The organism is Streptomyces hygroscopicus subsp. hygroscopicus, from assembly GCF_001553455.1.
Taxonomy (GTDB): Bacteria; Actinomycetota; Actinomycetes; order Streptomycetales; family Streptomycetaceae; genus Streptomyces; species Streptomyces hygroscopicus.
Genome location: NZ_BBOX01000301.1, coordinates 1 through 14,934, shown reverse-complemented (window position 1 = coordinate 14,934; position 14,934 = coordinate 1). Strand labels below are relative to the sequence as shown.

Below are 14,934 nucleotides of genomic sequence, written 5' to 3'. Positions count from 1 at the left end.
CGGCCTCCGTGGCCACCGCACCCGAGGTCAGCACGGTCAGCCGCGCATCCGCGAACCGCTCATCGCCCAGCCACTCCTGGACCAGCGCGAGCGCCTCGGCGGTGGCCCGGTGCGCCGCACCCGCCACGTCCTCGTCGCGCCCGGCGGCGGGCGACACGAACACCAGCTCGGGCGTTTCGGCGCCCGCCGCGACCGCGTCGGTCAGCGCGGCCAGATCCTGATACGTCGCGATGTCGGCACCGACCGCCCCGAGGCCGAGATCGCCCGCGCCGAGTGCCGCCCAGCGGTCAGTCGGCACGGGGGCGGAGGACACGGTCGCGGGCAGGCCGACCCACTCCAGGCGGAAGAGGGAGTCCTGCCGCCCGCCGCGCGCACCGCTGATCTGCTCGGCCGACACCGGCCGCAGCACCAGCGAATCCACCGACAGCACGGCACGCCCCGCACCATCGGCCACCGCCAGCGACACCGCGTCCGCACCAACGGCCGACAGACGCACCCGCAGCACCGAAGCTCCGACCGCGTGCAGCGACACACCGGACCACGAGAACGGCAGCCGGGCGCCGTCGCCCTCGACCAGGCCGCCGAGCCCCACCGCGTGCAGCGCGGAATCCAGCAGCGCCGGGTGGAGACCGAACGAACCCGCCTCGGACCGCGCCTCCTCCGGCAGCTCCAACTCCGCGTAGACCTCGCCATCGACCCGCCAGGCCGACGTCAGCCCCTGGAACAGGGGACCATAAACGAGCCCCAAGTCCGCCATGCCGTCGTAGAGGCCGTCGAGTTCCACCCGCGTCGCCCCGGCCGGGGGCCACGCCGCCAGGTCGAACGACGCCGCCGACGCGCCCTGTACGAGCGCGCCCGAGGCATGGCGCAGCCACGGCTCGTCGGCGGCTGTCCCCTCAAGTCGCGAGTACACCTCGAACGCGCGCCGACCGGACCCGTCCGGCGCACCCACCGACAGCTGAAGCTGGACACCGCCCACCTCCGGAAGCACCAGCGGCGCCTCCAGCGTCAGCTCCTCCAGCTGATCACAACCGACCTGGTCACCGGCGCGAACCGCCAGCTCCACGAAGGCCGTGCCCGGCAGCAGCACCGAGCCCATCACGGCGTGATCGGCCAACCAGGGATGGGTGTCGAGCCCCAGCCGGCCCGTGAGCAGCAACCCCTCACCACCGGCCAGCGGCACGGCGGCCCCGACCAGCGGATGATCGACGGTCGCCAGCCCCAGCCCGGCCGTACCGCCCACTCCGGCGGCCGGAAGCTCGGGCCAGTAGCGCGCGTACTGGAAGGCATACGTCGGCAGATCGACACGACGGGCACCCGTCCCGGCGAAGTACCCGGCCCAGTCCACCGCCACCCCGCGCACATGGGCACGCGCAACGGCCATGGTCAGCGCCTCGGCCTCGGCGCGGTCCTTGCGCAGCGCGGAGACGAACGCGGCATCGGACTCGGCGTCGGTGACGCACTCCTGGGCCATCGCGGTGAGCACACCGTCCGGGCCCAGCTCGATGAAGGTGGACACGCCCTGGGCTTCCAGGGTCCGGACGCCGTCCAGGAAACGCACGGCCTCGCGGACGTGGCGCACCCAGAAGTCCGGACTGGTGATCTCCTCGGCGGACACCACGGCACCGGTCAGGTTGGAGACGATCGGAATGCGCGGGGCCTGGTACGTCAGCCCCTGCGCCACCTCGCGAAACGCGTCCAACATGCCGTCCATACGCGGCGAGTGGAACGCATGGCTGACCGTGAGCCGCTTGGTCTTACGACCCTGCTCCTCGAACGACGCGGAGATGGCCACAGCCGCGTCCTCGTCACCCGCGATGACGACCGAGGTGGGCCCGTTGAGCGCGGCGATGCTCACGCCGTCGGTCAGCAGCGGCGCCACCTCGTCCTCCGACGCCTGCACCGCGACCATCGCGCCACCCGCCGGAAGCTCCTGCATCAACCGCCCACGAGCCGCCACCAACGCACACGCGTCCGCCAGCGACAACACACCCGCCACATGCGCGGCAGCCAGCTCACCGATCGAATGCCCGGACAAGAAGTCGGGCCGCAGCCCCCACGCCTCCACCAGCCGGAACAACGCCACTTCGAGAGCGAACAACGCGGGCTGGGTAAACCCGGTCCGGTCCAGCACCGACGCGTCATCCCCGAACAGCACATCCTTCAACGGCCGTTCGAGACGCGGATCCAACTCCGCGCACACCGCGTCCAACGCCTCCGCGAACACCGGATAGGCGTCATACAGCTCACGCCCCATCCCCAGCCGCTGACTCCCCTGCCCCGTGAACAGGAACGCCACCTTGCCATTGCCAGCCGTGTCCTCGACCAGCCCAGCGGCACCACGCCCCTCGGCCAAAGCCCCCAACCCGGCCAACAACCCCGCCCGGTCCTCAGCCACCACCACCGCACGCCGGTCAAACGCCGACCGACCCGTCGCCAGCGAGAACCCCACATCCACCGGACGCAGACCAGGCTGCGCCTCCACATGCCCCACCAGCCGCTCAGCCTGCGCCCGCAGCGCAGCCGCACCCCGCCCCGAAACCACCCACGGCACCACAGCCGAAGACACACCAGCCGGAGACACCCCAGCAGCCGAAGCACCCCCAGCGGGCTCCTCCTCCGGCGCCTGCTCGATGATCGTGTGCACATTGGTGCCGCTGATGCCGAACGAGGACACGCCCGCACGGCGCGGACGGCCGGTCTCCGGCCATGCCACCTGCTCCGTCAGCAGCGCGACCGCGCCCGCCGACCAGTCCACATGCGGCGACGGCTCCTCCGCGTGCAGGGTCTTCGGAAGCACTCCGTGCCGCATGGCGAGGACCATCTTCATCACACCCGCGACACCGGCGGCGGCCTGGGTGTGGCCCATGTTCGACTTGATGGAGCCGAGCAGCAGCGGTCGTTCGGCGTCCCGCTCCTGGCCGTAGGTGGCCAGCAGCGCCTGCGCCTCGATCGGGTCGCCCAGCGTCGTCCCCGTGCCGTGCGCCTCGACCGCGTCCACATCGGCGGCCGAGAGCCCCGCACCGGCCAGCGCCTGGCGGATCACGCGCTGCTGGGACGGGCCGTTCGGCGCCGTCAGGCCGTTGGACGCGCCGTCCTGGTTGACGGCCGAGCCGCGCACGATCGCGAGCACCGGGTGCCCGTTGCGCCGCGCGTCCGACAGCCGCTCCACCAGCAGCATGCCCGCGCCCTCGGCCCAGCCGGTGCCGTCCGCGTCCGCCGAGAACGCCTTGCAGCGGCCGTCGGCGGACAGACCGCCCTGGCGGCTGAAGCCGATGAAGGTGCCGGGGGTCGCCATCACCGTGACACCACCGGCCAGCGCCATGGTGCACTCACCCGCGCGCAGCGCCTGGATCGCCCAGTGCAGCGCCACCAGCGACGACGAGCACGCCGTGTCGACCGTGACCGCCGGGCCCTCCAGGCCGAGGGCGTAGGCGACGCGGCCCGAGGCGATGGAGCCGGTGCTGCCGGAGCCGATCGCGCCCTCGCCGCCGCCGTCCGGGGCCCGCTCCACCAGCGTGGCGTAGTCGTGGTACATGACGCCCGCGAACACACCGGTCCGGCTGCCGCGCAGCGTGGCCGGGTCGATGCCCGCGCGCTCGAACGCCTCCCAGGAGGTCTCCAGCAGCAGCCGCTGCTGCGGGTCGGTGGCGAGCGCCTCGCGCGGCGAGATCCCGAAGAAGGTGGGATCGAAGTCGGCGGCGTCGTGCAGGAAGCCGCCCTCGCGGGTGTACGAGGTGCCGGGGTGCTCCGGGTCCGGGTGGTAGAGCGCGTCCAGGTCCCAGCCACGGTCGACGGGGAAGCCGGAGATCGCGTCCTGGCCGGAGGACAGCAGCCGCCACAGGTCCTCGGGGGTCCGCACCCCGCCCGGGAAGCGGCAGCTCATCGCCACGATGGCGATGGGCTCGTCATCGGCCCCGGCCACGGTCGGGACCGGCAGGCCTGACGGGGCGCGGGTACCGGCCAGTTCGTCCCGGAGGTGTTCGGTCAGGACGAGGGAGGTCGGGTAGTCGAAGACCAGGGTGGCGGGCAGCCGCATCCCGGTGACCGCGTTCATCCGGTTGCGGAGTTCGACGGCGGTCAGCGAGTCGAAGCCCAGGTCGCGGAAGGCGCGGTCGGGGTCCACGGAGTCGGCGGTGCCGTAGCCCAGGACGGCGGCGACCTGGGTACGGACCAGGTCCAGCAGCGTCTGGAGCTGCTCGGCCTCGTTCAGGCGGGCCAGCCGCTGCGCCAGGGCGCCCGTTCCGGCGGAGCCCTCCGCCGTACGCCGGGCCGGGACCCGGACCAGCCCGGACATCAGCGGCGCCACCACACCGGTGGACGCCGCCTCGGCCCGTGCCGCCGCCAGGTCCAGCCGCACCGGTACGAGGAGCGCCTCGCCGGCGCGTCCGGCCGCGTCGAACAGTTCCTTGCCCTCCTCGGCGGAGAGCGCGGCGACCCCGCCCCGGTTCATCCGGGACACATCCGCCTGGTCCAGCTCCCCGGCCATTCCGCCGGACCCGGCGGCCCACAGGCCCCAGGCCAGCGAGGTGCCGGGCAGCCCCTGGGCGGCGCGGTGCTGGGCGAGCGCGTCCAGGTAGGCGTTGGCGGCGGCGTAGTTGCCCTGTCCGGCGGCGCCGAAGACACCGGCGGCGGAGGAGAAGAGGACGAACGCCGACAGGTCCAGGTCGCGGGTCAGCTCGTGCAGGTTCCACGCCGCGTCCACCTTCGGCCGCAGCACCCGCTCCAGCCGCTCGGGGGTGAGCGAACCAATCACCCCGTCGTCCAGCACACCGGCCGTGTGCACCACGGCCGTCAGCGGACGCCCGGCCGGAATACCCGCCAGCACCTCCGCCAGCGCCTCCCGGTCGGCAACATCGCACGCCGCCCAACGCACCTCCGCACCCAACTCGGCCAGTTCGGCGCCGAGTTCGGCAGCGCCCGGCGCCCGCTCACCACGGCGGCTCACCAGCAACAGATGCCGCACCCCGCGCTCCGCCACCAGATGGCGGGCGAACAGACCGCCCAGCGTGCCACTCGCCCCGGTCACCAGGACCGTGCCGTCGGCGTCGAACTCCGGCACGTCCTCGCCGGAGCCCGCGGCCACGGCCCGTGCCAGACGCGGCGCCCGCAGCACCCCGTCCCGCACGGCCACCTGCGGTTCGCCCGACGCCAGCGCGTCCGGCACCGCCTTCGGCGCATCGGCCGCCCCGTCGAGGTCCACCAGGACGAACCGGCCCGGGTTCTCCGACTCGGCGGAGCGCACCAGACCCCAGACGGCGGCATGGGCCAGATCGGCCACCGGCTCGTCCGTACCGGCCGCCACGGCACCCGAGGTCAGCACGGTCAGCCGCGCCTGGTCGAACCGCTCGTCGCCCAGCCACTCCTGGACCAGCGCGAGCGCCTCGGCGGTGGCCCGGTGGACGGCGGCGGGACCACCGTCCGCCGCGGGCGCGAACGCGACGACCACGTCATCCGGCAGCGCGGCGCCGGACTCGACCGCCGTGGCCAGCGCGTCCAGATCGGCGTAGCTGTCGAACCGCTGCCCGCTCGACGCCAGGCCGAGGACGTCCGGTCCGACCAGCGCCCAGCGTCCCGCCGCGCCCTGGGCGGACACCTCGGCCCAGTCGAGCCGGAACAGCGACTCCTGACGGCCGCCCCGCGCGCCCTGGATCTGCTCGGCCGACACCGGCCGCAGCACCAGCGAATCCACCGACAGCACGGCACGCCCCGCGCCATCGGCCACCGCGAGCGACACCGCGTCCGCGCCGGCGGCCGACAGACGCACCCGCAGCACGGAGGCTCCGACCGAGTGCAGCGACACACCGGACCACGAGAACGGCAGCCTGGCGCCGTCGCCCTCGATCAGGCCGCCGAGCCCCACCGCGTGCAGCGCGGAATCCAGCAGCGCCGGGTGGAGACCGAACGAACCCGCCTCGGACCGCGCCTCCTCCGGCAGCTCCAGCTCCGCGTAGACCTCCTCGCCCAGCCGCCAGGCGGACGTCAGCCCCCGGAACACCGGACCGTAGGCCAGCCCCGCCTCGGCCAGGCCCTCGTACAGCCCCTCGACCGGCAGCTCCGACGCCCCCGCCGGAGGCCACACCCCCAGGTCGAACGAGGCCACGGGCGCACCGGAGCCCAGCACACCCGACGCATGCCGCACCCACGGCTCGTCGACGGCCGCGTCCTCGAACCGCGAGTACACCGCCAGCGAACGCCGCCCCGACGCGTCGGGCGCGCCCACCGACAGCTGCAGCTGGACACCGCCCGCCTCGGGAAGCACCAGCGGCGCCTCCAGCGTCAGCTCCTCCAGCACATCGCAGCCGACCTGGTCACCGGCGCGGATGGCCAGCTCCACGAAGGCCGTGCCGGGCAGCAGTACCGCCCCGGCCACCGCGTGGTCCGCCAGCCAGGGATGGGTGTCCAGGGCGAGACGGCCGGTGTAGAGGAAGCCGTCGGAGTCGGCGAGCGCCACCGCGGCGCCCAGCAGGGGGTGGTCGGCCGCGCCGAGCCCGGCGGACGCCATGTCGCCCGTCCAGGAGCCGGTGTCCAGCCAGTAGGTCTCGCGCTGGAAGGGGTAGAGCGGAAGGTCGGTGCGTACGGTGTCCGTTCCGGCGAACACCGCCGTCCAGTCCGGGGACACACCGTGGACGTGGGCCCCGGCGACGGCGGCGGCCAGGCTCTGGAGTTCGGGGCGGCCGGAGCGCAGCGCGGACACAAGGGTGGCGTCGTCGCGGGTCAGGCAGTCCTGGGCCATGGCGGTGAGCACACCGTCCGGGCCCAGCTCCACGAACGTCCTGACGTTGCGCTCCTCCAGGGTCCGTATGCCGTCGAGGAAGCGGACGGCCTCGCGGACGTGGCGCACCCAGAAGTCGGCCGTCGTGATCTCCTCGGCGGACACGACATCGCCGGTCAGGTTGGACACGATCGGGATCTTCGGGGCCTCATACGTCAGCCCCTGCGCGACCTCACGGAACGCCTCCAGCATCCCGTCCATACGCGGCGAGTGGAAGGCGTGGCTGACCGTGAGCCGCTTGGTCTTCCGCCCCTGCGCCTCGAACGACGCGGCGATCTCCGACGCCGCGTCCTCATCCCCCGCGATGACCACCGACGTGGGCCCGTTGAGGGCGGCGATGCTCACGCCGTCGGTCAGCAGCGGCACCACCTCGTCCTCCGACGCCTGGACCGCGATCATCGCGCCACCGGCGGGCAGCTCCTGCATCAACCGCCCACGAGCCGCCACCAACGCACACGCGTCCGCCAGCGACAACACACCCGCCACATGCGCGGCGGCCAGCTCACCGATCGAATGCCCGGACAGGAAGTCGGGCCGCAGCCCCCACGCCTCCACCAGCCGGAACAGCGCCACCTCCACCGCGAACAACGCGGGCTGGGTGAACCCCGTCCGGTCCAGTACCGACGCGTCATCCCCGAACAGCACGTCCTTCAAAGGCCGTTCGAGACGCGGATCCAACTCCGCGCACACCGCGTCCAACGCCTCCGCGAACACCGGATAGGCGTCATACAACTCACGGCCCATGCCGAGCCGCTGGCTCCCCTGCCCCGTGAACAGGAACGCCACCTTGCCACCGGTGGTCTTCCCTTCGACCAGCCCGGTCGCGGGTTCCTCGCGGGACAGCGCGTCGAGGGCCCGTATCAGCCCCTCGCGGTCGTCGGCGACGACGGCCGCCCGGTGCTCGAAGGCCGCCCGGCCGGTGGCCAGCGAGAAGCCGACGTCGCTGAGCCGCAGTTCGGGGTGGGCGTCGAGGTGGGCGCGCAGGTTCGCGGCCTGGGCGCGCAGCGCGGGGCGGCTCTTGGCCGCCACGGTCCACAGCGGCAGGGCGGCGGCGCGGGCCCGGTCCGGGGAGCCGTCGTCGGCCGTCTGTGCGGCCGGTGCCTCCTCCGGCTCGGGGGCCTGCTCGAGGATGGTGTGCGCGTTGGTGCCGCTGATGCCGAACGAGGACACGGCCGCGCGGCGCGGCTGGCCGGTGTCGGGCCAGGCCCGCCCCTCGGTCAGCAGCGAGACGGCGCCGGCCGACCAGTCGACGTTCGGGGTGGGCTCGTCCACGTGCAGGGTCTTCGGCAGCACCCCGTGGCGCATCGCCATGACCATCTTGATGATGCCCGCGACACCGGCCGCCGCCTGCGTATGACCGATGTTGGACTTGATGGACCCCAGCCACAGTGGCTGGTCCTCGGTGTGGTTGCGCCCGTACGTGGCGAGCAGGGCCTGCGCCTCGATGGGGTCGCCCAGCGTGGTGCCGGTGCCGTGCGCCTCGACCACGTCGATCTGTCCGGCGGAGAGCCGGGCGGCGGCCAGGGCCTGGCGGATGACGCGCTGCTGGGAGGGGCCGTTGGGGGCGGTCAGTCCGCTGCTGGCGCCGTCCTGGTTGATGGCCGAGCCGCGCACCACGGCCAGCACCTGGTGGCCGTTCTTCCGCGCGTCCGACAGCCGCTCCAGCAGCAGCATGCCGGCGCCCTCGCCCCAGCCGGTGCCGTCCGCGGCGGCCGCGAAGGACTTGCAGCGGCCGTCCGCCGCCAGTCCGCGCTGCCGGCTGAACTCGGTGAAGGTGCCGGGGGTGGACATGACGGTGACACCGCCGGCCAGGGCCAGTGAGCACTCCCGGCGGCGCAGCGCCTGCGCCGCGAAGTGCAGGGCGACCAGGGAGGAGGAGCAGGCCGTGTCGATGGTGACGGCCGGGCCCTCCAGGCCGAAGGTGTAGGCGACGCGGCCGGAGGCGATGGACCCGGAGCTGCCGTTGCCGAGGAAGCCCTCGACGTCCTCGGGCGCGGAGAACAGCCGGGAGGCGTAGTCGTGGTACATGACGCCCGCGAACACACCGGTCTGGCTGCCCTTGAGCGTGGTGGGGTCGATGCCCGCGCGCTCGAACGCCTCCCAGGAGGTCTCCAGCAGCAGCCGCTGCTGCGGGTCCATGGCCAGCGCCTCACGCGGCGAGATCCCGAAGAACGCCGGGTCGAAGTCGGCCGCGTCGTGCAGGAACCCGCCCTCGTGGCGGTAGGGCTCCTGGCCGCTGTCCGGGTCCGGCTCGAAGAGGACGTCGGTGGCCCAGCCGCGGTTGGTGGGGTACGGCGTGGCCGCGTCACCGCCGCGGGCGACGAGCTCCCACAGCTCCTCGGGGGTGGTGACCCCGCCGGGGTAGCGGCAGCTCATCGCCACGATGGCGATGGGCTCCTGCTCGCGCTCCTCCACCTCGCGCAGCCGCCGCCGCGCCTCGCGCAGGTCGGTGGTGGCCCGCTTGAGGTAGTCGAGGTACTTCTCTTCGTTCGCCGTCGCCATTACGCCGTCCCCGCGGTGCTGAGGTGAGTCGATGAGCTCTTGTGGAGCAGGTCAGGAGAGCCCGAGCTCGTCATCGAGGAGATCGAAGATCTCGTCTGCCGTAGCGGACTGGATTTCACGGTCTTCTGCGGTGCTGTCCGTAGCACTGTGCGTTTCATTCCACTTCGACAGGAGGTCGCGCAGGCGGGTGGTGATGCCGGGGCGCTCGATGTCGTCCGGGGCGATCGTGGCGAGGATCGCCTCGAGCCTGTCGAGCTCCGCGTGCACGGGCTGGTGTCCGGCCGCGCCGGGCGCGCCATCCAGGGCCAGTTCCTCGCGCAGGTACCCGGCGAGCGCGGTGGGCGTCGGATAGTCGAAGATCAGCGTGACCGGCAGGCGCAGCCCGGCGGCGGCGCCCAGTCGGTTGCGCAGATCCACGGCGGTGAGCGAGTCGAAGCCGAGGTCCAGGAAACCGCGGCCGGCGTCCACGTCGTCCGGGGTGGCGTAGCCGAGGACGGCCGCCACATGGCCGCGGACGACGTCCAGCAGTTCCCGGTCGCGTTCGGCCTCCGGCAGTGCGGAGAGCCGTGCCGCGAGCGAGCCCGCACCGGCGTCGGCCATGGCCCCGGCGGCGGCGCCGGTGGCCCCGGTGTCGGCGGAGCGCCGTACGGGGGTGCGGACCAGACCGCGCAGCAGCGGCGGCAGCAGCCCGGCGGCGGCCTGGCCGCGCAGCGCGCCGGTGTCGATGCGGATCGGCACCAGCACGGGCTCGGGCAGGGTGCCCGCCGTATCGAACAGGGCCAGGCCCTCGTCCTGCGGGAGGGCCGCGAAGCCACCGCGCGAGATGCGGCTGACATCGGAGGCGTCGAGGGTGCCGGCCATGCCGTCGGCCGCCTCCCACAGGCCCCAGGCGAGCGAGCTTGCGGGCAGGCCCTGGGCGTGGCGGTGCCGGGCGAGCGCGTCCAGGAAGGTGTTGGCCGCGGCGTAGTTTCCCTGGCCCGAGCTGCCGAAGGCCCCAGCGGCGGAGGAGAAGAGCACGAACGCGGCCAGGTCCAGCTCGCGGGTCAGCTCGTGCAGGTTCCAGGCCGCGTCCACCTTCGGGCGCAGCACCGTGTCGATCCGCTCACCGGTCAGCGAGCTGATCACCCCGTCGTCCAGGACGCCCGCGGTGTGGATCACGGCGGTCAGCGGATGCGCGGCGGGGATCGCCTGGAGGGTCGCGGCCAGGGCGTCCCGGTCGGCGGTGTCACAGGCCGCCCAGCTGACCTCGGCGCCCAACGCGCCCAGTTCGGCGGCGAGTTCGGCCGCGCCGGGGGCGTCGCCGCCGCGCCGGCTGAGCAGCAGCAGACGGCGGACGCCGCGCCGTTGCACGAGGTGGCGGGCGAACAGGCCGCCCAGGGCGCCGGTGGCGCCGCTCAGCAGCACGGTGCCGTCCGGGTCGCCGAATCCGCCCGGCTCGGGGGTGTCCGGCCGGGCCGGGACCCGGGCGAGCCGGTAGGCGTGGCCGACGCCGGAGCGCACGGCGAGCTGCGGTTCACCGGTGGCCAGCACCGCCGGCAGGGCCCGCTGGGAGGCGTCGGTGCCGTCGGTGTCGACCAGGACGAAGCGGCCGGGGTTCTCCGACTGCGCGGACTTGACCAGGCCCCAGACGGTGGTGTGGACGAGGTCGGCGATGTCCTCGCCGGGGCCCGCCGCGACCGCGCCACGGGTGACGAGGACGAGCCGGGTGTCGGCGAGCCGCCGCTCGGTCAGCCAGCCCTGGACCAGCTCCAGGGCGTCGCGGGCGGCGGTCCTGGCGGTGTCGGGCAGGGGTGCCGCGCCACCGGTGGCGGTGAGCGGCGCCACGACCACGTCCGGGGCGGGCGCGCCCCCGTCGAGGGCGGCGGTGAGGGCCGCGAGATCCGGGTGGTCCTCCAGCCGCTCGCCGCCCACCGCGAAGCCGGTGCCGGCGCCGAGGGTCAGCCAGCGCTCGCCCAGCGGGATGCCGGTGGCGGTGGCGGACACGGCGGGCAGCTCGGTCCAGTCGGGGCGGAACAGCGACTCGTGGTGTGCGGTGCGCGAGGCGTCGAGCTGCTCGGCCGACAGTGGCCGCAGCACCAGGCCGTCGATGGCGGCGAAGGCGGCGCCGGTGCCGTCGGCGAGGTGCAGCGACACCCCGTCGGCGGCGGGCCGCAGCCGTACCCGCAGCGATGCCGCGCCCCCGGCGTACAGCCGGACGCCGGTCCAGGCGAACGGCAGCCGTGCCCCGTCGCTCCCCTCGCCCTCCGGGTCGAGGCCGAGGGTGTGCAGGGCGGCGTCCAGCAGGGCCGGATGCACCCCGTACGCGGCGGCCTCGGGCTCGTGGCCCTGGGGCAGCCGGACCTCGGCGAACAGCTCGTCGCCGCGCCGCCAGGCCCGGTGGAGCCCCTGGAAGACCGGGCCGTAGCCGAGTCCGGCGGCGGCCGCGCCCTGGTAGAACTCCTCGGTCGCCAGGGCCGTCGCGTCGGCCGGGGGCCAGACGTCCAGGTCCACCCGCTCGGCCGGCGGCTCGCCCGGGGCGAGGAAGCCGGTGGCGTGGCGGATCCACGGCTCGTCAGCGGGGGCGTCCTCCCGGCGGGAGTGCAGGGTCAGCGCGCGCCGCCCGGTCCCGTCGGCCGCCGCGAGTTCCAGCCGCAGCTGGACGGCGCCCTGTTCGGGCAGGACCAGCGGCGCCTGGAGGGTCAGCTCCTCGACCGTGTCGCAGCCCGCCTCGTGGCCGGCGCGCAGCGCCAGCTCGACGAAGGCCGTGCCGGGCAGCAGGACGGTGTCCATGACGGCGTGGTCGGCCAGCCAGGGGTGGGTCGGCAGCGACAGCCGCCCGGTGAACACGTAGCCACCGGTGTCGGGGAGTTCCACCGCCGCGCCCAGCAGCGGGTGGTCCGCGGTGCCGAGGCCCGCCAGGACCACGTCCTCCACGGAGATGCCCACGTCGAGCCAGTAGCGCTGGCGCTGGAAGGCGTAGGTGGGCAGCTCCACCCGGCGGGCGCCGCGCCCGGCGTAGACCGCCGCCCAGTCCGGGGCCGCGCCGCGGACGTGGGCCTGGGCGAGCGCGGTGGCCAGCGCCTGGACCTCGGAGCGGGCGCCCCGCAGGGTGGGGACGAACACCGCGCCGGTGTCGCTGTCGCCGTCGGTCGCGGCCTCCGTCCCGGCGAGGCAGTCCTCGCCCAGCGCGGAGAGCACCCCGTCCGGGCCGATCTCCAGATACGTGGTCACGCCCTGGTCGCGCAGGGTGCGGACACCGTCGGCGAAGCGCACGGACTCACGCACGTGGCGCACCCAGAAGTCCGGCATGCGGATCTCGTCGGCGGAGACCACCGCGCCGGTGAGGCAGGACACCAGCGGGATCTTCGGGGCGTTGAAGGTCAGGCCCTCGGCGAGCTTGCGGAAGTCCGCGAGCATCGGGTCCATGTGCGGGGAGTGGAAGGCGTGGCTGACGGTGAGCCGCTTGGTCTTGCGGCCCCGCGCCTCGAAGGACGCGGCGATCTCCAGCGCTGCGTCCTCGTCGCCCGCGATGACCACGGAGGCCGGGCCGTTGAGGGCGGCGATGCTGACGCGTTCGGTGAGCAGCGGCGCCACCTCGTCCTCCGACGCCTGCACCGCGATCATCGCGCCACCGGCCGGAAGCTCCTGCATCAGCCGCCCACGCGCCGCGACCAGCGCGCACGCGTCGGCGAGCGAGAACACGCCCGCCACATGGGCGGCGGCCAGTTCGCCGATGGAGTGGCCGGACAGGAAGTCGGGCGTCAGACCCCACCCCTCGACCAGCCGGAACAGCGCCACCTCGAGGGCGAACAGTGCGGGCTGGGTGTAGCCGGTGCGGTCCAGGAGCTGGGCGTCCTCGCCGAACAGCACCGTCTTCAGCGGCTGTTCGAGGTGCCGGTCCAGCTCGTCGCACACCTCGTCCAGCGCCTCCGCGAAGCGCGGGAACGTGTCGTACAGCTCCCGGCCCATGCCGAGCCGCTGGCTGCCCTGTCCGGTGAACAGGAACGCCACCTTGCCCTCGGTGGCCACCCCGCGCAGCGCCCGCGCCGGCTGCTCACCGCGCGCCAGCGCGTCCAGCGCGTCCAGCACCTCGTCGTGGCCGCCGGCGACCACGGCGACGCGGTGTTCGAGCGCGGCGCGGGTCGTCGCGAGCGAGAAGCCCAGGTCGGTGAGGGTGGCCCGGGGTTCGGCTGCGATCCGCGACCGCAGCCGCCGCGCCTGGGCCCGCACCCCGTCCTCGGTGCGCGCCGACAGCAGCACGGGGACGTACGGCAGGGCCGCGGGCTCCGCCGTGGGCTCGCCCGGCTCGGGCGCGGGCGGCTGCTCGATGATGGCGTGGGCGTTGGTGCCGCTGATGCCGAACGAGGACACCGCGGCCCGGCGCGGACGCCCGGTCTCCGGCCACTCCCGCGCCTCGGTCAGCAGCGACACGGCGCCCGCCGACCAGTCCACGTGCGGCGACGGCTCGTCCACGTGCAGGGTCCGCGGCAGGAGGCCGTGGCGCATCGCCATGACCATCTTGATGACACCGGCCACACCGGAGGCGGCCTGGGTGTGGCCGAGGTTGGACTTGACCGACCCCAGCCACAGCGGACGCTCCGCGTCCCGGTCCTGGCCGTAGGTGGCCAGCAGCGCCTGCGCCTCGATCGGGTCGCCCAGCGTCGTGCCCGTCCCGTGCGCCTCGACCACGTCCACCTCACCGGGGGCCAGGCGGGCGTTGGCGAGGGCCTGGCGGATGACGCGCTGCTGGGACGGGCCGTTGGGCGCGGTCAGACCGTTGGACGCGCCGTCCTGGTTGACGGCCGAGCCGCGCACGATGGCCAGCACCTCATGGCCGTTGCGGCGGGCGTCGGACAGCCGCTCCAGCAGCAGCACGCCCGCGCCCTCGCCCCAGCCGGTGCCGTCGGCGGCGGCGGCGAAGGACTTGCAGCGGCCGTCCGCCGCCAGTCCGCGCTGCCGGCTGAAGTCGATGAACGTCCCCGGGGTGAACATCACGGTGACACCGCCGGCCAGCGCCAGCGAGCATTCGCCCTGCCGCAGCGCCTGCGCCGCCAGGTGCAGCGCGACCAGCGAGGACGAGCAGGCGGTGTCGACCGTGACGGCCGGGCCCTCCAGGCCGAAGGTGTAGGCCACCCGGCCGGACACCACACTGCTGGAGCTGCCGGTGCCCAGGTAGCCCTCGACCTCGCCGGGCACGGCATGCAGCCGGGACCCGTAGTCGTGGTACATGACGCCCGCGAAGACACCGGTCTTGCTGCCGCGCACCGACAGCGGGTCGATCCCGGCGCGTTCGAACGCCTCCCAGGAGGTCTCCAGCAGCAGCCGCTGCTGCGGGTCCATCGCCAGCGCCTCACGCGGCGAGATCCCGAAGAACGCCGGGTCGAAGTCGGCCGCGTCGTGCAGGAACCCGCCCTCGCGGGCGTAGGAGGTGCCCTGGCTCTCCGGGTCCGGGTCGTAGAGCGCCTCGAGGTCCCAGCCGCGGTTGTCCGGGAAGCGGGAGATGCCGTCCTCGCCCGCGGCGAGCAGCTGCCACAGCTCCTCGGGGGTGGTGACCCCGCCGGGGTAGCGGCAGCTCATCGCCACGATGGCGATCGGCTCGTCGTCGGTGGCGGCCACGACCGGCACCGGCGTGTGCACCGCCGCCGAACCCGTGCCGACCAGCTCGGCGCGCAGGTGGC

The 14,934-nt window shown here is 74.2% G+C and carries 1 protein-coding gene and 1 pseudogene; both read right to left on the bottom strand.

Translation table 11 applies throughout. The features are described 5' to 3' along the window. Positions 1-9,277: type I polyketide synthase (locus tag AXW62_RS27940; protein WP_159060977.1), on the bottom strand; the 9,277-nt coding region annotated here is incomplete at its 3' end. A 51-nt stretch (positions 9,278-9,328) separates the two neighbouring features. Beyond that, positions 9,329-14,929: pseudogene (locus tag AXW62_RS27935) on the bottom strand (type I polyketide synthase); the annotation flags it as partial. Positions 14,930-14,934 lie beyond the last annotated feature (5 nt).